This is a genomic window from Actinomycetota bacterium (assembly GCA_035765775.1).
In the GTDB taxonomy this organism is placed as follows: Bacteria; Actinomycetota; CADDZG01; order JAHWKV01; family JAOPZY01; genus DASTWV01.
This window is the reverse complement of record DASTWV010000057.1, coordinates 1-20,696: the sequence shown is the minus strand read 5'-3', so window position 1 is coordinate 20,696 and position 20,696 is coordinate 1. Positions and strand designations below refer to the sequence as shown.

The window sequence follows — 20,696 nt, the reverse complement described above, 5'->3', positions numbered from 1 at the left end:
GGTGACGCGGTGCCAGTGCGCGCAGCGCTGAAAGGGGTGCTCCCCGGAGAACTCGTGGACCTGGGCAAGCGGCTGGAGCGCGCCCTGGTGCCGTCGGCCCGCCAGGCGGAGCGCACCCGGCGTTTCCGCCGGGCGCTCGAGGCAGACGTGCGCGGGCTGACGGGCAACATGGTGCTCGACGGCCCCTTCCGCGGGCTGCGCTACCTGCCCGCCACCACCTGGGGCACGGCTGCCCCCATCCTGGTCGGGACCTACGAGCAGGAACTCGTCCCCGTCGTCGAGTCCTGGGTGCTGCGGGCGCCCGACCTCTTCGTCGACGTGGGGTGTGCCGAGGGGTACTACGCCGTGGGCATGGCGGTACGCCTCCCCGGGCTCCGGGTTGTGGCCTTCGACGCCGACCCGCGTGCCCAGGGCGAGTGCCGCGACATGGCGCGGCGCAACGGGGTGGGCGAGCGGGTCGAGGTGCGCGGCGGGTGCCGGGGCCCGGAACTGGTGGCCCTGCTGGGCTCCGGCACCCGGGGGGTGCTCCTGGTGGACTGCGAAGGGTGCGAGCGGGAGCTCCTGACCGCCGAGGTGGTGGCCGCCCTGGCCGGGACCGAGGTGCTGGTGGAGCTGCACGAGTTCGCCTCCCCAGGCCTCTCGGAGGCGGTCGTCGAGCGGTTCCGGCCCAGCCACCAGGTGGAGCTCATCCGCGCCTGGCCCCGCACCGCGGTGCCGCCGGCCCTCGAACACCTGCCGCCCGAGGCCGTGGCTGCAGCGCTGGACGAGCTGCGCCCCACCACCCCCCATCCCATGGAATGGGCGCACTGCGTCCCCATGGCGCCGGGTGCTGCTGGGGAGGAGGGCTGAGGTGCTGGGTCCTCTGCACCGGGGGGTCCGCACCCTCACCGCGATCGCCCGCGAGATGCGCCTGGCCCGGCGCCACCTGACGACCTGGCCGGCCTATGCCGTCGATGTCCTGGCCTACCGCGGGCTCGGCCTCTGGCCGTCGATGCCGGGGAGCAATGCCGAGCGCCGGGCGGTGACCCGGGACGGGCTGCGCTTCACCTACCGGCGCAACCGCGGGGACATCCAGGCGGTCCGGGAGTGCGTCCTCGAGGACCTCTACCCGCTGCCCGCCGGCTTCCGCCCCGCCACGCTGATCGACCTGGGGGCGAACATCGGTCTGGCCTCGCTCTGCCTGTGCCGGCGCTACGGCATCTCGCGGGTGATCGCAGTGGAGCCCGTGCCCGAGAACGCCACCCTGGCTGCCCGGAACCTCGCCATCAACGGCGTGGCGGCCGAGGTCATCCAGGCCGCGGTGGCGGACCACCGGGGCGTGCTGGAGTTTGCCCTGTCGGCCAGCTCGAACTTGGGCCGGGTTGTGCCCGGTGGCGGGCTGCGCGTGCCCAGCGTGACGATGCCCGACCTTCTGGACCGGCTGGGTTCCGACGCCGACCTCGTCAAGATCGACATCGAGGGTGGGGAGGGGGTGCTGTTCGCCGGAGACCTCTCCTGGCTCATCCACGTCAAGGCCATCGTGGGCGAGTGGCACCCGAATGTGGTGGACGCCGAGAGGATCCGGCGGACCCTGCTGGCGGCCGGCTTCGGCCGGGAACACATCGGGCGGCCCGGGGCCGAGGGCATCTACCGGCTCGAGGGGGCGTAGCCGTGCCCCACGCCGATCAGTTGGCCGGATCCGCGGGTGCGGCGGGCCCCGGGCGCGCCGTGCTGGTGGTGGGCGCATCCACGTCGGAGCCGTGCGGGGTGCGCGACTACGCCGAGCGCCAGTGCGGCGCCTTCCGGGCGGCTGGGCTCACCGTCACGACCGCGTGGTGGGAACGAGACCTGGACTGGTCCCTGGCCGAGGCCCACCGGGAATGGGTGCGGTGGTCGGCGCAGCTTGCCGGGCTCCGGGATGGGGGCTACGCCTGGGTGCTGGTGCACTACAGCGCGTTCAGCTGGGGGTACCGCGGCCTCCCGGTTTGGGCGCCGGCCCTGGCGACGGCAGCCCGGCACTGTGGCCCGGTGGTGTACGTCCTGCACGAGCTTGTCTACCCGTTCCGCGGCCTCAGCGGCAAGGCGGCGCTGTGGGCCATGGGCCAGCGGGCCGCCCTGCTGCCGATGCTGCTGGGCGCCCGGGGAGCGGTGGTCACCACCGAGGGCCGGAGCGACTGGCTGGCCGGCCGGCGATGGCTGCCCAGGAGGCCGGTCACGGTGGTGCCGGTGCCTTCGACCCTCCCCCCAGGCGAGGGGCCCGCAGCGGGCGGCGAGGCGGGTGGTACCGGGTCAGAAGATGCCGGATCGGAGGATGCCGGATCGGAGGATGTGATCGGCGTCTTCGGGTACGGGGCGGAAGGGTTTGATCCCGCACCCGTCCTGGCGACGGTCACCGACCTGCACGCCCGGGGCCTCGGTGGGCGGCTGCGGCTGATCGGCGCCCCCGGCCCTGACAGCCCCGCCGGGCGCCGCTGGCGGGCGGCCGCCCAGTCCGCGGGCGTGGAGGGCGCGCTGGAGTTCACCGGGGTCCTGCCCATCGCCGGTCTCCGCCCGGCCCTCGAGGAGGCGGACGTGATCGCCTTCCCGGACCGGGCCGGGCCCAGCACCCGCAAGAGCACCCTGGCGGGGGTGCTGGACTGCGGCCGGCCGGTCGTGGCGCTGGATGGTCCCGAACGATGGGACTTCTTCGTCGACCAGCGGGCGGTCGTAGTCTGCCCCGCCGCCGGGATGGCCGGGGCCATCGGGGACCTGCTGGCCGACGCCCACCGGCGCCGCGAGCTGGGCGGGCGGGCACAGGCTTTCTACCACCGGTGGATGGACCTGGGCGTGACCGCGGGCGCGGTCCGAGCCTTCGCCGACCGGGTGACCTCCGGCACTGGCTACACCGACGCGGCGGCAGCCGGGCCCGTTGGTGCGGCCCCGGGGGTCAGTGTGCTGCTGGCCGCCTACTCGCCCACCTACCTGCGGGCGGCGATCGACAGCGTCCTGGGCCAGACCTTCGCCGACTTCGAGCTCCTGGTCCTGGACGACTCACCGGCGGGCGAGGTGGCTGGAGTGGTAGCCGCGATCGACGACGCCCGCGTGCGGTACTTCCCCAGCGAGCGGTTGGGCGTGGCCCGCAACCACGACCGCGGGATGCGGGCGGCGCGGGGGCGCCGCCTGGCCATCATCAACCACGACGACGAGTGGTGCCCGACGCTGCTGGCGGAGCTCACCGAGGCGCTGGATGCCTGCACCGACGCTGTCGTGGCCTTCTCCGACCACTGGGTCATCGATGGGGGCGGCGCCATCGACGTGGCGGCAAGCCAAGCAAGCAGCGAGCGCTGGGGCCGGGCCGGGCTCCGTCCCGGGTTGCACCGCCCCTTCGGGGGCCTGGCCATCGGGCGGCGGGGTGTCCCCATCGCGCAGTGCGCCGTCTGGCGCCGGGCGGCGGTGCCCGGCATCCCCGGCTGGGCCGGCGATCGCTACGACTACTGGTTGCAGGTGCGCCTCGCGCTCTCCGGTCTGGGCGCGGTCTACGTGCCGGAGCGGCTGGCCCGCTTCCGGGTGCACGGCCAGAACCTGGGCTCCGACCGCGGGCTCCGGCGCCGGGTGGAGTCCGAGGCGTTCTACCGGCGGCTGCTGTGCACCCGTGGCCTGGGTGAAGCCCGCACCGAGGTGGCGCGTGCCTACGGCGCCGCCTTGGTGGCCCTGGCGTCCTGGCCGTTGAGCCTGCTGCCCGCCCCGGTCCGCCAGGCGGTGCGGCGTGGCTGAGCACTACGGCGAGGCCGTCAACGCGGCGCTCCTCGACTTCATCGGCCCGCTGCGGGGGACGGTCCTGGACCTGGGGTGCGGCGTCGGGGAGTGGGCCGCCCGGTTGCGCGGGTCGGGAGCCGAGCGCCTGCTGGGGGTCGAGCCGAGTGCCGACGCCGCCGTCGCTGCCGGGCGCTACGACGAGGTGTACCAGATGCCGGTGGAGGCCCTGGGGGATACGCCGCCGGTGGACGTGGTCATTGCCGCCGACGTCCTGGAGCACCTCGTCGATCCCTGGCAGGTCCTCCGCGCGCTGCGCGCCCGGGTGAGCGCCGGTGGGGCCCTCATCGTCTCGGTGCCGAACATCCAGCGACTCCAGGCCCTCCTGGTGATGGCCGGCGGGAGGTTCGCCTACGAAGACGGCGGTTTCTGGGACCGGACCCACCTGCACTGGTTCACGCTCCAGTCCCTTGAGGAGTCGCTGGTCGAGGCCGGGTGGCTGCCGCAGGCGCACCGCTTCGTCCTCGGCGAAGGGCGCCGGGCGCAGCTGTCGCGGTGGACCGGCGGCCGGTGGGACCGCTTCCTGGGCCACCAGCTCCACCTCCGAGCGGTGGCCGGCTGATGCGGGGCGGCCAACTTGCCGCCCTGGGCGGGTTCGCCATCGCCCTGGTGCTCAGCGCGGTGGCCACGCCGGCCGCCGACCTGCTGGGCAGGCGCCTGCGGCTCGTGCGCCACCCGGTTCCCCCCGGGGGGCGGCAGCAGCGTTCGGTCTCCTACGCTCCCGGCGCCGCCCTCGGGCTGGCGGCGCTGGCCGGCCTGGCCATCGCCCACGGGTTGTCCGGGCCGGCTGGCGGCGTGGTGGTGGGGGGTGTGCTCCTCTTTTGGCTGGGGATGGTGGACGACCGGGCCCGCCGCGGCCCGGTGCCCGGCTGGAAGTGGCTGGCGGTCGAAGGAATCGTGGCGCTGCTGGCCTGGGGGGCGGGCGCCGGCGTCCACGGCATCGCCTCGGGGCTCGCCGGCCTGGCCCTCTCGGTGATCGTGCTGGTCGCCGTCGCCAACGCCTTCACCGCGCTCGACACCTGTGGCGGGGTGGCGGCCGCCACGGGGGCCGGGTGCGCCGCCGGGCTCCTGGCGCTCGGGTTCCTGGTCCACCAGGAGCTGGCCGCGACGCTCGCGGCGACCGCGCTGGGCGCCAGCCTGGGTTTCCTGGGTCCCACCTCGGGCAGGCGCCGGATGCACCTCGGCTCCGGGGGCTCCCTGCTCCTGGGCTTCCTGCTGGCGGTGACGGCTCTGCGGCTGCGGCTCCCCACCGCGCCCATCACCGGGCTGGTCGCCGTCCTGGCCTGCCTGGTGGTGCCCCTGTGCGAGGCGGGGGCCACCTTGGGCTGGCGGTTCCTGGCCGGCAGGCCACTCTGGCGTCCGGGGGCCGACCACCTGGCCCACCGGCTCCGCCGGCTCGGGCTCCACCGGCGCGGGGTGATAGCCATCCACGCGGGGTGCGCCCTCGCCGGCGGTGCTGCCGCCGTGCTCTCGGTCCGGGCGCCGACCCCCCTGCCGGGAGTTGTGCTGCTCGCCGGGTGCGCCGCGGGGGCTGGAGCGCTGGGTTTCGTCGGGGTCCGCGGGCGGCGGCGGCTCCGCCCGGCGCGGGTGGGGCTGGCGGCGGTGGTGCTCACCGGGCTCGTGCTGCTGGCGGTGGCCGGGGCGACCGCACTGGCGGCCTCATCCCGGCTCAAGGCCGCCCACGCCGATCTGGTGCGCGCGCAGTCGGCGCTCAAGGGCCTCAAACTCCCGGCCGCCGGAGCGGCGCTCGATGCCGCGGCGCCCCAACTGCGCCGGGCCGAGGACCTCCTGAGCTCGCCGCTCACCCTGGCCGGCCGGATCGTGCCCGGAGTGCGCAACAACTTCGCCGTGTCCCTGGCCCTCACGCGCAGCGGGTCCGACCTGGTTGCCGCCGGCCGGCAGGGGGTGGCGGTCCTGGCCTCCGTGGCCCACGGCAGCGGGCGCCTGGACCTGCCGATCCACAACGGCGTGGTGGACCTCACCTCGTTCCAGAAGGCCGCTACCCCCGCGGCGGCGCTGCGGGCCGACGTCGCCCGGGCACAGCAGGCGGTGGATGGGAGCCCGGCGGGCTTCCTGGTGGGCCCGGTCCGCACCGCCCGGGCGAGCGCGGTCGGGGAGCTGGCCAACGCCCGGCGGCTCGCCGAGGAGGCCCGGGCGGCCACCGTGCTCATCCCAGCTGCCTTCGGTGCCGGTGGGCAGCAGACCTGGGTCGTGGGCGCTGAGGACAACGCCGAACAACGGGGGCGGGGCGGATATCTGGGCTCGATCGGGGTGGTCACGGCGACCGCCGGCCAGCTGGCGCTGGGGCAGTTCACGGGCAACCAGGCGCTCCCCGGGCTCCCCGCCGCGACGGCGGCCGGCGACCTGCCCGCGGAGTACGCCGCCACGTACGACCGACTCGGTGCCCTGGCCGCCTGGCAGAACCTGACCATGAGCCCCAGCTTCGCCTCGGGCGGTCAGGTGCTGCTGGGCATGCTGCAGCGGGTGACCGGGCTGCAGGCAACGTGGCTCGTGGGCATCGACCCCACCGGGCTGGCCAACCTCCTGGCGGTGACCGGACCGGTCAGCGTGCCCGGGATCCCGGTGCCCCTCTCCTCGGCCAATGTCGTGGACTGGGCGCTCAACCAGCTGTATTTCGCCTACCCCAGCACCACCCAGCGCCACGATGTGCTCTCCGGGGTCGCCCACGCCGTCTTCGAGCGCATCCTCGCTGGCAGCTACGATCCTCGCGCCCTGGCGGGGGCCCTGGCGAAGTCCATCGCGGGCGACGACCTCACTGTGTACTCCACCGTGCCCGGCCTGGAGGCGATGCTGAGCCAGGTGGGCGTCGGGGGCACGGTTGCCCGGGGCCCCGGTGACTACCTGCTGGTGGACGGCCAGAACCAGAGCGAGAACAAGATGGACTACTACCTGCACCGCGCCATCGACTACCGCGCCGACCTCGCCCGCGATGGATCGGAGCAGGTGGTGCTCACCGTCGCCGAGCACAGTTCGGCGCCCGCCGGGGTCGCTTTGCCCGACGTCGTCGGCGGGGCACGCCCCGACCTCGGGCTGGCGGCGGGGGTGGACCGGACCTACCTGGGCGCGCTGGTGCCGGCGAACGCCGTCCTCGAGGGGGTCTCCGTGAACGGCGCGACGGCGCCGGATGTCTTCGACGGCGCCCAGCTGGGGAAGCGGCTGCTCGCCACCTACGTGGAGGTTCCCCAGGGCGGCTCGGCCACCTTGCAGATCCGCTACGACGTGCCGGGGGTCCTCGGACCCGATGGGTACCAGTTGACGGTGCAGAACCAGGCGATGGTGCAGCCGGACAGCCTGACGGTCCACGTCCAGCTCCCGGCGGGGTACCAGATCTCGAGGGCTCAGGGATTGGCCGACGCGGGCGGCGGCCTCCTCGCCTGGAGCGGCCGCCTCACCAGCAGCCGGCACCTCTCCGTGTCCGCCACCCCGACCCTCCTGGCGCAGGTCGCCAGCCACCTCTAGGCCGGCGATCAGGGCCTCGTGACCGGGGCCGCAGGGTTCCTTGGATCGCACCAGACCGAGGTGCTGCTGGACCGTGGGCACCAGGTGGTGGGCGATGACTCCCTCCTCACCGGCAGCACGGACAACCTGGCCGGGAGAGCCGGGCAACCCGCAGGAAGCGCACCGTGCTGGAAATTGCCGGATCCATCCGCACCCTGCCCGGGTCCCGCTCGGAAATCATCTTCGCCCCTCGCCCGGAGGACGACCCCTAGCGCCGGCATTTTGAAGAACAGTTTCTCGCGAGGTGTCTGCAGCCATTGACACCGCAAGGAACCGCCATTATTCTCAGAAAAGAAACGCGGCCTTGTGCCGCAAAAGACACTGAAATTATGGCAGTAAATAGAACAGGCGGCAGAAGCGGAAGCTAGCCCCCGGCGATACCCGACAGGTGGTGGTCACTGAGTGCACCAGGAACAGGCTGTGACCTCGGCCCCGGACTGGGCGGGGGAAGCGCACCAAGCCGGGCTGCTCAGCGTCGTCGAGCTACCTGCCACCCCCGGCGGGGAGACGGCTGAGGTCGCAGCACCGTCGCTGTCGCTGGGCGGTTACGTCGCCTGGCTGGTGGTGGCCGACGCCGGGGCCGCGGTGTTGGGGGCTCTCGGGGCCATCGTGTTCCGGTTCGGGGGGCAGGCGGGCAGCATCAACGGCATCGCCTACCCGACGCTGGTTCCGGTGTTCGCCGCCGGGTGGGTCGGAGTGATGTGGCTGTGCGGCACCTACGACCGCCGGATGCTGGATTCCGGCGTGGAGGAATTCCGCGGCCTGCTGAACGGGACGGTCTGGCTGTTGGCCACCATTGCCGTCGTGGGGTTCGTCGCCCACGTGCAGGTTTCGAGGGGGGTCATTGCCTTCTCCCTGGCCACCACCACGGTGCTCTCCCTGGCAGTGCGCTACCGCACGCGGCGGGTGATCCGGCGCCGGCTGCGGGGTGAGGCCACGATCTACCGGGCGGTCATCATCGGCGCCGCGGACGAGGCCGAAGGCCTTACTGCTCACCTGGGGAGCCACCCGGAAGGCGGCTTCGCCGTGGCGGGTGTCCACACGCCGTGCCCGGCGGCGCTCACCACCGGTGAGCGTATCGTCGACATCCTCGCTGCGGTCCACCTCCACGGCGCCAACGCCGTGGCAGTCGCCAGCTCGAGCGGCCTGAGCGCCTCCCAGCTGCGGAGGCTCGGGTGGGCGCTGGAGGGGACCGGGCTGCGCCTGTTCGTGGTCCCCGCCCTGACCGATCTCGCCGGGCGCCGCATCCGGGTTCGCCCCATCAATGGGCTGCCCCTGCTGCACATCGAGCAGCCCGAGTTCTCGGGGCCCAAGGTCGTGGTCAAGCGGGCGATCGATCTCGTGGGCGGAGCCGTGCTGGTCGCTGTGCTGGCGCCCGTTCTCGCGGTAATCGCCCTGGCGGTGTGGATCGGCAGCGGGCGCCCCATCCTGTACTCGCAGGCTCGCGTGGGCCGCCACGGGAGGCAGTTCCGGATGTTCAAGTTCCGCACCATGGTGTTGGGGGCCGATGCCTCGCCCGACGAGCAGGCCGACCCAGGGGCCGAGGCCACGCCGGTTCGTCGCAAGGCGCAGACCGATCCCCGGGTGACGCGGGTGGGCCGGTTCCTGCGCCGCCACTCGTTGGATGAGCTCCCGCAGCTGTTCAACGTCTTGGTGGGCCAGATGTCGCTGGTGGGCCCGCGGCCCCACCGGCCGTTCGAGGTTGCCGACTACCAGGAGGACGACCACCGGCGCCACCTGATCAAGCCCGGCGTGACCGGCCTGTGGCAGGTGAGCGGGCGGGCGGCCCTGTGCTGGGAGGAGGCCGTCCGGCTGGACCTGTACTACGTGGAGAACTGGTCGGTGTGGCTGGATCTCCTGCTCCTCCTCAAGACGCTCCGGGCCGTAGTCCTCCCGCGCGGCGCCTACTGAGGACGGGTGGGCGGAAGAAGCGGAAAAAGCTTGTACATTGGGGAAAAGTCGGTGCAAGTAACCGTCCAGAAATGCGGCATGCGGTCAGGCGGTGCGAAGGGGAAATGGAATAGAACTGGGCTCTGAGCAGGGAGAATGGCAGAAATGCCCCCCGGTGAAGGCTCATATTGCCACGGAGATCAATTCGCCTTGTAAAACGGCACAGAACCGGGTAGGCTTCCCACGTGCAAAGGGTGACCAACATGCGTGACCCAAGGGTCACCAGAGAAGGAGGCAACATGGCTCGCCAACCTCGCCGCATTCGGCGGCTCAGTTACCGCCTCACGGTGTTCGGCACGGCGACCGTCATGGTCGCCGGCCTGCTCGGCGCAGCGGGCACTGCCAGCGCTGCACCGACGCATCCCACCGCGGCCCACACCCATTCCGGCTTCACGCTTCTGGGCATCGACCTTGGGGGTCTCCTGGGCCAGCTGGGCTTCTTCGAGCACCACCATCCGCCCCGTCCCCACCCCACCCCCACCAGCTGCTTCACGCCGAAGCCCCCGCCCTACGACCATGACGGCGACGCCGACGACGCTCCCATCGTGGTGTGCCCGCCGGGGCACAACCACCACCACCACCATCACCACCACCACGACTGAGTTCCCCGACGGGCTGCACCCGGCGCCCGTCGGCGAAAGCGGGTGAGGAAAGCCGCTTTCCTGGTCGCCTGCTTCGTGGTTCTGGGCGTGGCGGGGATCGCCGTGCTCGGCAGCACGGGGGGGCGCCGGCAGGTGGGATCGCCGGCCACGCCGGTTTCGGGCGCCTCCGCATCCGCCCCCCGCACGGCGGGCTCGGGGAATCCAGCTGCCTCCAATCACGCGCCGGCGGCCTCGGCGGCGGGCGGGGGCCCGACAAGCGGTCCGTCGCCGACGGAGCCTGGGCCGGGGTCAGCCGTGCCGGCAGGAGGCCTCGGCAGTCCGCCTCCGCCCGCTGCGGGCCCTGAGGACCCAGCGTCCTCGTCGCCGGTGCCGGCGCGCTCGCCGGTGGCTTCGGGGTCGCCGGTGGCTTCGGGGTCGCCGGCTCCGGGCGGGGACGCGGCGGGCTCGGTAACGTCACTTGCCGTGACCTGCACCGGACTCCAGCCGGCCATGACCCGGGGATCCACATTCACCCTGACCTACAAGCTGACCGCCAAGGCCGCCGTTACCCTGGCCCTGGGCGCGGCCCTGTACGACGAGAGCGGTGCCGACCAGGCGGACGGGACCGGCGACGAGGACGCTGTCGCCTTTCCGGCGGGCACCACCTCGCAGACCCGGCAGGTGCTGTTGCCCAACTCCCTGGTGCCCGGCGCCTACGAGGTGGACGGGGAGCTTTGGCCGCCCGGCACCATCGGGGACGGGGAGCCAATCAAGGCGGGCGCGTGCGGGGACGTGACGGTTCGCTAGCAGGGCCTATCGGCCGACTCCCGCCAGCCCGGGTGGCCTCCGCTCGGCGCCCTTGGCGCGGTGGCGCGGGGGTAGGCCCGGAGGGGACCCGTGCTCAGGCCCGTCAGGGCTGATATAGGAAGCGGGCGGCGCCGCCGCTGCCGGTCCCGCTCGAGCCCGCCGGGGTGATGACCACAACGTCCACCGAACCATGGCCCCCGGGGGAGACGGCGGTGATCGAGCCGTCCGAGTGCACGCTGAAGCCCCAGGCGTCGGCGCCCCCGAACGTGACCGCTGTCGCCCCGCTGAAACCTGAGCCGGTGATGGCCACGACCGTGCCCCCGGGGCTGGGGCCTGTGCCCGGGCTGACGCCGGTGACCGCGGGGGCACCGGGTGCAGGAGACGGACCGGGCGTGGGCTGAGCGGGCGTGGGACGGCGGCCGGGGTCGGTCGTGGGGCCGGGAGTGGGGGAGGTCACGGGCGTCGGGCTGTCCGGAGCGGTGGGCGAGGGATTGAGGATGACGCGCACGATGGGCACGCGTGGCACGGGGAGGAAGGCCTGAGGGGAAGTGCTGGCCCCGGCGGGCGCGGTCGGCGCGGCCGTGGCTACCGGCGTCAGCCCGGGCGCAGTCGCTGCCCGGGCATGCGTGGCCCGGGGGGAGGGTGGACTGGCCGGAGGTCCGGGGGTCGATGAGGGCGCTGCGCGAGGCGGCGATGCGGGGGGGGTGGCCTGCGGGGTGGGTACCAGGGCGGCGGCCGTGGCCTGCGGGGTGGGTGTTGGCGACGCGGAAGGCACCGGGGCGGGTCTGGTTGCCGCCGCGGGCGCGGCGATGCCCGCCATTGGCGGCCCTGCCACGGCGGCGCCCGCCACCAGGAGGACGGACAGCACGGCGGCGGAGGGCAGCGGGGACCCGCGCAGCCAGTGCTCGGCGCCCCGCAGGGCGCCACCCGTCCCGTGAAACCATGCCCCCAGGCCGCGGTCGGCCCTGGTCGACTCGAGAGCGATGAGGGTCTCGACCAGGCCGGCATCCAGCTGCGCACCACCCGCGGCTCGCAGTTCGTCGAACGCCCGCCGGGGGGAGCGGCCCCGGCGGTACGCCCGATCGGTGATCAGCGCCACGTAGGTGTCCACGACCGCGAGCAGCGAGGCGAGGCCGGGAATGTCCCCGCCAGCACGGCCGTCGGGGTACCCGCGCCCATCCCGGCGTTCGTGGTGGCTGCGCACAGCCGCCGCCACGTCCGGGGAAACGTAGGGGGCGACCAGCCGGGCCCCGCGTTCTGGGTGGAGCCAGACCTGCTCGGCATCCTCGGCGGCCAACGGGCCGCGGGCGTGGATCAACGGCGCCGGGATGCGCGCCATCCCCAGGTCGTGCAGCACAGCGGCGAGGTGAGCGGCGTGGAGCTGCGGTTCGCTCAGCCCGTAGGCCCTCCCGATCTCGGTGCACAGGCGGGCCCGGCGGGCGGGCTGGCCGCGCGTATACGGGTCGGACGCCGAGAATGCCTCGGCCAGGTCGACCAGCAGCTCCTCGGCTTCGGTTGACGGGACGGCCGGCAACGCCTCCAGCCGCTGCAGCAGCAGACCCGCTTCGCGGGCCGCCCAGCGGCGCCGCAGCCACCGGTGCGGGAGGAACTCGCTCAGGCCCGCTCCGGGAAGGCCCGCCCACGGCCAGGCGGTCTGGGCCAGCAGAGCGGTCAGGGCGGCTGCGATGAGGGGGACGACCAAGATGGCGGGCCACCCGCTCCGGCCACCCGGGTGGCCGGAGCGCAGCCACAAGGCCGCGGCGAATGCGACGGCGGTGGGGACCACGATGCCGCCGAGTGTCGCCACCATGCAGTACCGGCCGGCGTCGGCCCGCGGTCGGATCCCGGCGCCGTTAACAGCCGGACTTTCCGGTTCGTTATGCACCTCGAAAGGCTAGGCCAGACCGAAATTCGTGTCAAATTAACGGATGAGGGAACGGCCCAAACTGTTCTGGTATCTATGCCGCTTCTCCGGTCTATTCCGCCTTTTTCTCCGGCGCTGAGCATGCTCTCGGGAGGATGCCGGTCGCCCGATGATCCGGCCCGATCCAGCCGGATGCCGTATCGTCGGCAGGCCATGGGAACGGATTCGCTCTCGCTGCTCGACTGGCGCCGGCGCGTGGCAGCCCTGTACGCCGCCGTCAGGGCCTGCGATGACCCCCGGGCCGCCCACGCCCGGTGGTGCGCCACCCGGGCCGAGCTGCTGGCCACCCATCCCCAGTCGCCGGTGCCCGTGGCGCAGCGCCCCTCCTATGCCGGCCCGCCGGTGGCGCCCTATGACCCGGCATTCCGCTTCGAGGTGGAGCTGGACGCCGCCGTGGAGCCCGTCCACCTTGACATCCCGACCGGCACCGACGGCGTGGTCCCCTACGACCGGGTGGGGCGCCTGCACCTGCCCGGGGTGGGCGACCTCGACGCCTGGTGGCTGGCATCCTACGGGGGTGGGGTGTTCGTGCCCATCCGGGACGGACTCGCCGGGGACCAGACCTACGGCGGCGGGCGCTACGTTCTGGACACGGTCAAGGGAGCGGACCTGGGCGGGTCAGGCGGGCGGCTGGTGATCGACCTCAATTTTGCCTACAACCCCTCATGCGCCTACGATCCGGCCTGGGCGTGCCCGCTGGCGCAGCCGGGCAACGTGGTGCGGGCGCCGGTGTACGCCGGGGAGTTGTACCGTTCATGACCGTGAGGCGGGGGCGAGGGGCAGCGATCTGGCTCAAGGGCACGGCCGCCGCGGCCACGCTGCTCCTGGCCGCGTGCGGCGGGAGCACGTCGCCCTCCGCCCACAGCTCCGCCCCCGACCCGGCCACCGTGCTGCGCCAGGCCTCGCAGGCAATGGCGGCGGTCTCCAGCGCCCATTTCTCGATCCAGATCACCGGCCACTCGGTGGGCAGCCTCAACATCAAGGCGGCCGACGGCGTGCTGGCCCGGGGCGGGGGGGCGATGGCCACCGTGAAGGTCAGCCTCCTGGGCAACCTGGTCAGCGAGCAGGTGGTGGAGCTGGGCGGCAAGGTCTACCTGAAGGGCCCGACCGGCGGCTACCAGTCCGAGGACGCCGCCAACCTCTACGACGTTTCCCAATTGCTCGACCCCACCAACGGGCTGGCGGGGACGCTCGGCCAGGCAACCGACGGCACGGCGGTGTCCTCGGAGAGCGTCTCGTCGACGCCGGCCTACAAGCTCACCGCCCGGGTGCCCACCACCATCCTGAAGGGGCTGGCCGACCTGGCGCCCGGCCAGGACACCGTGGTGGGGACGCTCTGGGTGGCCCAGAGCGGTAGCCGGCTGCTGAAGGCGATCATCCCGTTCAAGGTCCAGGGCGCCACCACCAATACGGTGGTGACCGCCGAGCTCAGCGACTTCGACCTCCCGGTATCGATCACCACCCCCTCGACGTCGTCATGACGAGACGGGCGGATCCGCTCCGCCCCCGGCTCCGCTCCCGGCAGGTTCCCAGCCTGTCCAGCGAGGCAGATCCCTCCCCGCCCGGGGGGGCTCCCGGCTCGCCTCAAGGGGCGGACGCCTCCCGCCGGCGGCTGGCGACGGGCGCCTCGGGCGCCGCAGTCCTGCTGGCGTCGATCGACGCCTACGTCGTCGTCACCATCCTCAACAGCATCATCCGGGACCTCGGCATCCCGATCGACGAGCTGCAGCGGGCCACGCCGATCATCACCGGCTACCTGCTGGGCTACGTCGCCGCCATGCCCCTGCTGGGCCAGCTCTCCGACCGGTTCGGCCGCACCCGCGTGCTGCAGGGATCGCTGCTGGCCTTCGCCGCCGGTTCGGCCTTGTCGGCCCTGGCCCACAGCCTGGCCTTCCTGGTGGGTGCCCGGGTGCTGCAGGGGGCGGCTGCCGGGGCACTGCTGCCCGTCACCTTCGCCGTGGTGGGCGACCAGTGGGATGAGGCCACCCGCACCGTGCCGCTGGGCATCGTGGGTGCCGTGCAGGAGCTGGGGAGCGTGCTCGGCCCCCTGTACGGGGCGCTGATCGCCGCCGCCATCGGCTGGCGGGGGCTCTTCTGGGTCAACATCCCGCTCGCCGTGGCGGCGATGGCGGTGGTGGGGCGCACCCACCCCGGGCGGGATGCCCGGCCCGGCCAGCGAGTGGACCTGGTGGGCGGCCTCCTCCTGGCGGCGGGCCTCGCCCTGCTGATCATCGGGCTCTACAACCCGGACCCGGCCAACGGCGTGCTGCCCACCTGGGGGCCCTGGGTGGTGGCCATCGGGGTGGCGGTGCTCATCGGCTTCGTCGTCTGGGAGCGCCGCACGCCGACCCGCCTGCTGACCCCGGCGCCCGGGAAGCTGCCCCCGTTCGCTGCCGCCCTGGGGACCAGCTTCCTCTCCGGGGTGGCGCTGATGGTGACGCTGATCGACGTCCCGCTGGTGGCCGAGACCGTCCTGGTCAAAAACAACCTGCAGGCCGCCCTGCTGCTGCTCCGCTTCCTGGTGGCCCTCGCCCTGGGGGCCGCCGCCGGTGGGGCGCTGGCCCGGCGGCTGGGCGAGCGCCCGGTGGCCCTGGGCGGCCTCCTGGTGGCCGCCGGCGCCTTCCTGCGGGTGGCAGCCTGGCCGGTGGCCATCCTGGCGGCGCGGTACCACCTGGGGCCGGTCTCGCTGCCCCGCCTGGACGTCGACCTGGCTCTCGCCGGGCTGGGCCTGGGCGTGGTGGTGGCCCCGCTGGCCTCGGTGGTGCTGCGGGTCTCCTCGGTGGAGGACCATGGGGCCGCCTCGGCCGGGGTGGTGGCCGCCCGGATGATGGGGATGCTGGTGGGCATCGGCGCCCTGGCCGCCTGGGGCCTGCACCGCTTCCATGTGCTTACCGCCCACCTCGCCCCACCGCTGCCCTCGTTCAGCGGAGGAGCGGCCTACAACGCCGCCCTGGCGGTGTACGAGAACGCCGTGCAGGCGGCCTTCCACGTCGAGTACGCCGAGATCTTCCGCATCACCGCCGTGGTGTGCGTCGCCGCCGCGGTCTGGGCGCTGGCCCTGGGGGGCAGGCGGCTCAGGAGCCCATGAGGGCGGCCCGGATGCGGGCCACCTCGGCCCGGATGCCCTCGATCAGCGGTGCCCGGCCGGAGAGGTCGCCCGCCCGGCCGTAGAGCTCGGCCTCCTTGCACAGGGCCACCAGGGGCTCGGCCCCCAACGTGGCGGCGCCCCCCTTCAGGCGGTGGGCGGAGCGGGCGAACATGTCGCCCCCGGTGCCCCCTGTGGCCCCCGTGGCGCCGGCCATCTCAGCCAGGGCGGCCTCGGCGTCGGCGAGGAACAGCTCCACCAGGGACGCCATCACCGCGTCCGCGGCGTCGCCGAACCCCGCCCGCAGCTCGGCGAGGGTGGCGGCGTTCAGCGGCGGGTCTCCCGCCTGCGGCATCCCCGGCATCACGCCCTCCCCGGCCTCAGCCCGAGCAGGAGCCGGTGCTCACGGCGGCGTTCTGGTGCTCACCCTTGACGATGTCCGGGGTCACCTGTTTGCCGGTCAGGGCGAAGCCGACGTTGTGGAAGGTGACCGAGGCGGAGAACACCACGCCCTCGACCAGCCCGCTGGAGGAGACGAACGGCCCGCCCGAGTTGCCCGGGACCACGGCCGCCTGGAGCTCGTAGACCGACCGCCCGGTGGCGGTGCGCCCGTAGATGTCCGGGCCGGTGAGCGGGAGCGTACCGAGCACCACCGCCGGCACATAGGTGAACGGGCCGCCGCCCGGGTAGCCGAGCACCGCGCCGCTGGTGCCCCGGGGGGCGTCGTTCTGGTCGATGTTGAGCGGGGTCCCGCCCAGCCCGGATACCCGCAGCACCGCCAGGTCCACCTCGGGGTCGAACAGCACCACGGTGACGTTGGCGAATCGGCGCCCCTTGTGGTCGATGACCTCCGGCAGGGCGATGCCGGAAACGACGTGGGCGTTGGTGACGACGACGTTTGACGCCACGATGAACCCCGATCCGCTCTTCACGCCGCCGCAGCCGAGCCCCTGCACCTTCACCGTGGAGTTCTGGGCGGGCTCCACCGCCCTGGCCACCTCCGGGTCGGACGGAGCGGGCAGAGGGATGGGCACCGCATTGGCCGCCCGGTCGAAGACTTCGGGGAGGCCGGTGGGCGTGAGGAAGGCGCCCACCCGGGCGAACACCGACGGGGCCGGCGGCAGGGTCCGGGTCAACGACTTGACGATGGCGGAGTGGCTGATGGGCCGGGACAGGGACGGGAGGTTGCCCAGCGCCAGGAGCATGGCGGCGATCAGCCAGACCGCCAGCAGGGTGGCGACGATGCCGATGGCCGCCCCGACGCCGGAGTCGACCGGCCCCAGCAGCATTACCCGCAGGCTGGTGCGGATCCTCGCCCCCACCCGCTCGCCGATCCCACCGAGCAGGATGGCCAGACCGAACACGATGACGACCGCCACGACGGTCTTGGAGGTGGCGTTGTGGACGTGGCCGTTGACCCCCTTGGCGATCACCGCCCCCAGGATCAGCCCGCCCCAGAATCCGGCAAAGGAGCACAGCTGGATGGCCGCCCCCCGGAAGAACCCGTGGGCTGCCGACGCGACGACGGCGGCCAGGATGATGAGGTCGACCAGGTTCATGAGGCTGGCATTCTCCTACGGCCACGAGGGCGACGAGGGTAGTTGGGGCAGCGGGGGCATCGGGACCGTGCGCTGCGGCGACGGCGCCGGGCGCGGGCGGGCCCGGGGGGGCGCGGGGGCCGGTGCGGGACCGTCTCGGGTGACGGGCTCAGTGGGGCGCAATCCGCTGGTTCTTGCCGATGACCACCACGCCCGACTCCGACACCACGAAGCGCTCCCCGTCGAGTTCCGGCTCGACGCCGATGCGGCACCCGGGCGGCACGACCACGTTCTTGTCGATGATGGCCCGCCGCACCACGGCTCCCTCCCCGACATGTACCCCGTTGAGGAGCACCGACCCTTCGACCAGCGCCCCGGCGTGGACGTGCACAGCGGGCGACACGATCGACTGGCGGACGGTGCCGCCCGAGATGATGGTGCCGGCGCACACCAGCGAGTCCAGGGCCTGGCCCCGGCGGTCCCCCTCCTCGAAGACGAACTTGGCGGGCGGCGCCGGGCTCTGCCAGGAGTAGATGGGCCAGCGCTCGTTGTACAGGTTGAAGATCGGGTGGACCGACACCAGGTCCATGTTGGCCTCGTAATAGGCGTCCAGGGTCCCCACGTCGCGCCAGTAGCCCCGGTCCCGGGCGGTCGCCCCCGGGACGTCGTTGGCGGCGAAGTCGTACACCCGGGCGACGCCCTGGGACACCATGCGGGGGATGATGTCGCCCCCGATGTCGTGGCTGGTCTCATCGTCGTAGGCGTCGGCGGTCACGGCGTCGATGAGGGCCGCGGTGGTGAACACGTAGTTGCCCATCGAGGCCAGGATCTGGTCCGGGGCGCCCGGGAGCCCCTTGGGGTGGGCAGGCTTCTCCAAGAAGGCGGTGATGTGGCCCTGCTCATCGACCTCGATGACGCCGAAGGACTGCGACTCCTCGATGGGGCAGCGGATGGCGGCGACGGTGACCCCGGCTCCGGAGGCGGCATGGTCCTCCACCATCTGGCGGGGATCCATGCGGTAGATGTGGTCGGCGCCGAAGACCAGGATGTGGTCCGGGCGTTCGTCATACACCAGGTTGAGGTTCTGGAAGATGGCATCGGCCGACCCGGCGAACCAGCGGGGGCCCCGGCGCATCTGGGCGGGCACCGGGGCGACGTAGTCGCCGAGCAGCGTCGAGAGCCGCCAGGCCTGGGAGATGTGGCGGTCCAGGCTGTGGCTCTTGTACTGGGTGAGCACCACGATGTGGCGCTCACCGCCGTTGACCAGGTTGGAGAGGACGAAGTCAATGAGCCGGTAGTGGCCCCCGAAGGGCACCGCCGGCTTCGCCCGGTCGGCGGTCAGGGGGGCCAGCCGCTTGCCGGCGCCGCCCGCGAGCACCATTGCGAGCGTTCGGTGTGCCATTGGTCCGCCTGCCCCTCGCCCCCCGAACGCCCCCTGCCTGGAACATACCAGACCGCTTTGCCCGCCCCCCGGCATTGATCGTTGCCGGCCTCGACAAAAAGCACTAGCCAAAAGTCGTCATCCGGCGGAGCGGAAAACTGCCGCTTTTAGCTATTCCCCGCCCGGTGCTTCCGGCCGACAATCAGATGAGAGGCGCCCGGCAGGGGCATTTCAATCTGCAAGCGAGGAGCCGTGGGTCCTTCATGATCGCCGCGCTGGTCGTCGGGTTAGGGATCGCGGCCCCCCTGGGGGTCCTCGCCGCCGCCGTGCTGCACCGCCTCCAGCGGGAGCACCGGGAGGTCGCCGACCGTGCCCACCAGCTGGAGGTCCTGGCCACCGAGAAGGCGCACCTCGCCCTGCACGACCCCCTGACCGGCCTGCCCAACCGGGTCGAGTTCCGCGACCAGGTGGCCGCCGCGCTCAGCGTGGCCGAGGCGGTGGGGCGCCGGGCGGTCGTCATGCTGCTGGACGTCGACCGCTTCCGGGAGATCAACGACACCCTGGGCCACTACAACGGCGACCGGGTGCTGCAGGAGCTGGCCACCCGCCTGGTGGCCGCCGTCGAGGGCGCTGCCACCGTCGCCCGCCTGGGTGGCGACGAGTTCGGCGTGCTGATGGAGACCGAGCTGGCGCTGGCCGACGCCGTGGCCGAGGGCCGGCGCATCCTGGCGGCGGTGGGGGAGACGGTGACCATCGACGACCTCTCGCTGCATGTCGAGATCAGCATGGGTGTGGCCCTCTACCCCGAGCACGGCGAGGATGTCGACCTCCTGCTCCAGCGGGCGGACGTGGCCCTGTACGTCACCAAGGCGGCGCAGAGCGGCGTCGAGGCCTACTCGGCCCGCAAGGACGGGTACCGGCCGTCCCGGCTGGCCCTGATGGGCGAGCTGCGCCGGGCGCTGGAGGGCGACGAGCTGGTCCTGGACTACCAGCCCCAGCTGGACCTGCGGACCGGGACGGTGCACAGCGTCGAGGCCCTGCTGCGCTGGGAACACCCCACCCGGGGCCTGGTGATGCCCGCCGAGTTCATCCCGCTGGCCGAGCGCACCGGCCTGATCCGCCCCCTCACCCTGCAGGCACTGGAGCTGGCGTGCCGGCAGTGGGCCGAGTGGCGCAAGGAGGGCCGCAGCCTGCAGGTGGCGGTCAACCTGTCCGCCCGCCACCTGCACGACCCCGACCTGGCCGGCGAGCTGTCCCGCCTGCTGTGGCGCTGGCGGGTGCCGCCCGCCCAGCTGATGCTGGAGATCACCGAGAGCGCGGTGCTGGGCGAGCTGGGCCGGGCCAAGGACCTGCTGCCGAAGCTGTCCGCCATGGGCGTCCGGCTGGCACTGGACGACTTCGGGACCGGCTACTCGTCCCTGACCTACCTGAAGGAGATGCCGGTCAACCAGGTGAAGATCGACCGCTCCTTCGTGCAGCACATGACCTCGGACCCCACCGACGCCGCCATCGTCCGGGCGACCATCGAGCTGGCCCACAACCTGGGTCTCGAGGTCGTGGCCGAGGGGGCCGAGTCCGAGACGACCTGCGAGCTGCTGGGCAGCTTCCACTGCGACCTGGCCCAAGGCTGGTGGCTGAGCCGGGCCCTGCCGGCGCGCGATCTAATGGAATGGTTGGACCACCACCCCGAGCGGCCGACGGGCATCGACCAGTGGGTCGCCACGGTGCGGGGCTAGGCCGACGGGGTCGCTTCGAGCCTCTGACTCGAAAGAAGTCGTTCGAGGGACACATCGGTCGGCGCTTACCCGAGCGGCCCCGGGGGGCGCTACGAGGTCACGTCGCACGCGTTGCGGGCAAATCGACCTGCGATGACGTGGGCGGCGGTCCGAGTCCGGGCTCTGATACGGAATTTTGCTGGTCGCGGGGCACCCGGACCCATGCCATCGTTCGTGGTCCACGCATGCGGCCCCTCGGCTGAGGTGGGGGACATTCGTCCCGGCCAGTGGGACACCTATGAGGGTCGGGCTGTCAAGCGGCGGTTTGCTTCGCCTTTGCCTTTCCCCTCCCGGACCAACCGAGGGCCGTCTGCGAAGCAGACCGAAGGCCCTTGACGGGTGAGAAGGCCCCCTGGCAAGCTGTC

At 73.0% G+C, this 20,696-nt stretch carries 17 protein-coding genes; 13 read left to right on the top strand and 4 right to left on the bottom strand.

The annotated features are described in order from the left end of the window. Window positions 1-9 precede the first annotated feature (9 nt). From VFW71_13340 to VFW71_13300, 9 genes are all read left to right on the top strand, one after another. Entirely contained in the window at window positions 10-849 is an 840-nt protein-coding gene (locus VFW71_13340) for a hypothetical protein (GenBank protein HEU5003742.1), read from the top strand. A gap of 1 nt (window position 850) precedes the next feature. Beyond that, on the top strand, window positions 851-1,648 hold the full coding sequence (locus VFW71_13335; GenBank protein HEU5003741.1) for an FkbM family methyltransferase: 798 nt from the start codon (window positions 851-853) through the stop codon (window positions 1,646-1,648). A 2-nt stretch (window positions 1,649-1,650) separates the two neighbouring features. Further along, complete coding sequence (locus VFW71_13330) at window positions 1,651-3,732, top strand: glycosyltransferase (protein HEU5003740.1); 2,082 nt, start codon at window positions 1,651-1,653, stop codon at window positions 3,730-3,732. Further along, a complete protein-coding gene (locus VFW71_13325) occupies window positions 3,725-4,333 on the top strand; it encodes a class I SAM-dependent methyltransferase (GenBank protein ID HEU5003739.1) in 609 nt (202 codons plus the stop codon). Before VFW71_13330 ends, VFW71_13325 begins: the two co-directional genes overlap by 8 nt. After that, window positions 4,333-7,251, top strand: a complete 2,919-nt coding sequence (locus tag VFW71_13320) for a DUF4012 domain-containing protein (GenBank protein ID HEU5003738.1) — start codon at window positions 4,333-4,335, stop codon at window positions 7,249-7,251. Before VFW71_13325 ends, VFW71_13320 begins: the two co-directional genes overlap by 1 nt. Before the next feature lie 18 nt (window positions 7,252-7,269). Further along, window positions 7,270-7,551: an NAD-dependent epimerase/dehydratase family protein gene (locus VFW71_13315; protein HEU5003737.1), complete on the top strand. Its 282-nt coding sequence runs from the start codon at window positions 7,270-7,272 to the stop codon at window positions 7,549-7,551. Between the two features lie 159 nt (window positions 7,552-7,710). Continuing rightward, the gene (locus VFW71_13310; protein ID HEU5003736.1) at window positions 7,711-9,201 is read left to right on the top strand and encodes a sugar transferase; all 1,491 of its coding nucleotides are present in this window, start codon (window positions 7,711-7,713) and stop codon (window positions 9,199-9,201) included. Window positions 9,202-9,479: 278 nt separating this feature from the next. Continuing rightward, window positions 9,480-9,842 (top strand): hypothetical protein, encoded by a 363-nt coding sequence (locus tag VFW71_13305; protein HEU5003735.1) that lies wholly within the window; start codon window positions 9,480-9,482, stop codon window positions 9,840-9,842. 462 nt (window positions 9,843-10,304) lie between these two features. Beyond that, entirely contained in the window at window positions 10,305-10,628 is a 324-nt protein-coding gene (locus VFW71_13300) for a hypothetical protein (GenBank protein ID HEU5003734.1), read from the top strand. A 103-nt stretch (window positions 10,629-10,731) separates the two neighbouring features. Here VFW71_13300 and VFW71_13295 read toward each other — a convergent pair whose 3' ends face one another. Next, window positions 10,732-12,513, bottom strand: coding sequence for an HD domain-containing phosphohydrolase (locus tag VFW71_13295; GenBank protein HEU5003733.1), 1,782 nt, complete (start codon window positions 12,511-12,513; stop codon window positions 10,732-10,734). Between the two features lie 192 nt (window positions 12,514-12,705). Here VFW71_13295 and VFW71_13290 point away from each other — a divergent pair, with 192 nt between their 5' ends. The 3 genes from VFW71_13290 to VFW71_13280 are packed head-to-tail and all read left to right on the top strand — an operon-like array spanning window position 12,706 to window position 15,640. After that, entirely contained in the window at window positions 12,706-13,311 is a 606-nt protein-coding gene (locus VFW71_13290) for a DUF1684 domain-containing protein (protein ID HEU5003732.1), read from the top strand. Further along, window positions 13,308-14,033 carry an LppX_LprAFG lipoprotein gene (locus VFW71_13285; protein ID HEU5003731.1) on the top strand — a complete coding sequence of 242 codons (726 nt, stop codon included), beginning with the start codon at window positions 13,308-13,310 and terminating at the stop codon, window positions 14,031-14,033. The genes VFW71_13290 and VFW71_13285 overlap by 4 nt, the downstream gene beginning before the upstream one ends. After that, window positions 14,030-15,640 (top strand): MFS transporter, encoded by a 1,611-nt coding sequence (locus VFW71_13280; protein ID HEU5003730.1) that lies wholly within the window; start codon window positions 14,030-14,032, stop codon window positions 15,638-15,640. The genes VFW71_13285 and VFW71_13280 overlap by 4 nt, the downstream gene beginning before the upstream one ends. On the opposite strand, the gene VFW71_13275 is transcribed toward VFW71_13280, so the two are convergent. The 3 genes from VFW71_13275 to glgC form a co-directional block, all read right to left on the bottom strand. Next, window positions 15,627-16,001: an Hpt domain-containing protein gene (locus VFW71_13275; protein HEU5003729.1), complete on the bottom strand. Its 375-nt coding sequence runs from the start codon at window positions 15,999-16,001 to the stop codon at window positions 15,627-15,629. The genes VFW71_13280 and VFW71_13275 overlap by 14 nt on opposite strands. A gap of 16 nt (window positions 16,002-16,017) precedes the next feature. Then, complete coding sequence (locus VFW71_13270) at window positions 16,018-17,196, bottom strand: MarP family serine protease (GenBank protein HEU5003728.1); 1,179 nt, start codon at window positions 17,194-17,196, stop codon at window positions 16,018-16,020. A 148-nt stretch (window positions 17,197-17,344) separates the two neighbouring features. Then, window positions 17,345-18,577, bottom strand: a complete 1,233-nt coding sequence (gene glgC, locus VFW71_13265; GenBank protein HEU5003727.1) for a glucose-1-phosphate adenylyltransferase — start codon at window positions 18,575-18,577, stop codon at window positions 17,345-17,347. A 242-nt stretch (window positions 18,578-18,819) separates the two neighbouring features. Between glgC and VFW71_13260 the strand changes: the two genes are divergently transcribed. Next, the gene (locus VFW71_13260) at window positions 18,820-20,292 is read left to right on the top strand and encodes an EAL domain-containing protein (GenBank protein HEU5003726.1); all 1,473 of its coding nucleotides are present in this window, start codon (window positions 18,820-18,822) and stop codon (window positions 20,290-20,292) included. Window positions 20,293-20,696 lie beyond the last annotated feature (404 nt).

Bases quoted from the DNA above. Each gene is read 5' to 3' on its own strand.
- VFW71_13290 (HEU5003732.1), top strand. From the start codon at position 12,706: ATGGGAACGGATTCGCTCTCGCTGCTCGACTGGCGCCGGCGCGTGGCA.
- glgC (HEU5003727.1), bottom strand. From the start codon at position 18,577: ATGGCACACCGAACGCTCGCAATGGTGCTCGCGGGCGGCGCCGGCAAG.
- VFW71_13275 (HEU5003729.1), bottom strand. From the start codon at position 16,001: ATGCCGGGGATGCCGCAGGCGGGAGACCCGCCGCTGAACGCCGCCACC.
- VFW71_13285 (HEU5003731.1), top strand. From the start codon at position 13,308: ATGACCGTGAGGCGGGGGCGAGGGGCAGCGATCTGGCTCAAGGGCACG.
- VFW71_13305 (HEU5003735.1), top strand. From the start codon at position 9,480: ATGGCTCGCCAACCTCGCCGCATTCGGCGGCTCAGTTACCGCCTCACG.
- VFW71_13270 (HEU5003728.1), bottom strand. From the start codon at position 17,196: ATGAACCTGGTCGACCTCATCATCCTGGCCGCCGTCGTCGCGTCGGCA.
- VFW71_13280 (HEU5003730.1), top strand. From the start codon at position 14,030: ATGACGAGACGGGCGGATCCGCTCCGCCCCCGGCTCCGCTCCCGGCAG.
- VFW71_13260 (HEU5003726.1), top strand. From the start codon at position 18,820: ATGATCGCCGCGCTGGTCGTCGGGTTAGGGATCGCGGCCCCCCTGGGG.
- VFW71_13320 (HEU5003738.1), top strand. From the start codon at position 4,333: ATGCGGGGCGGCCAACTTGCCGCCCTGGGCGGGTTCGCCATCGCCCTG.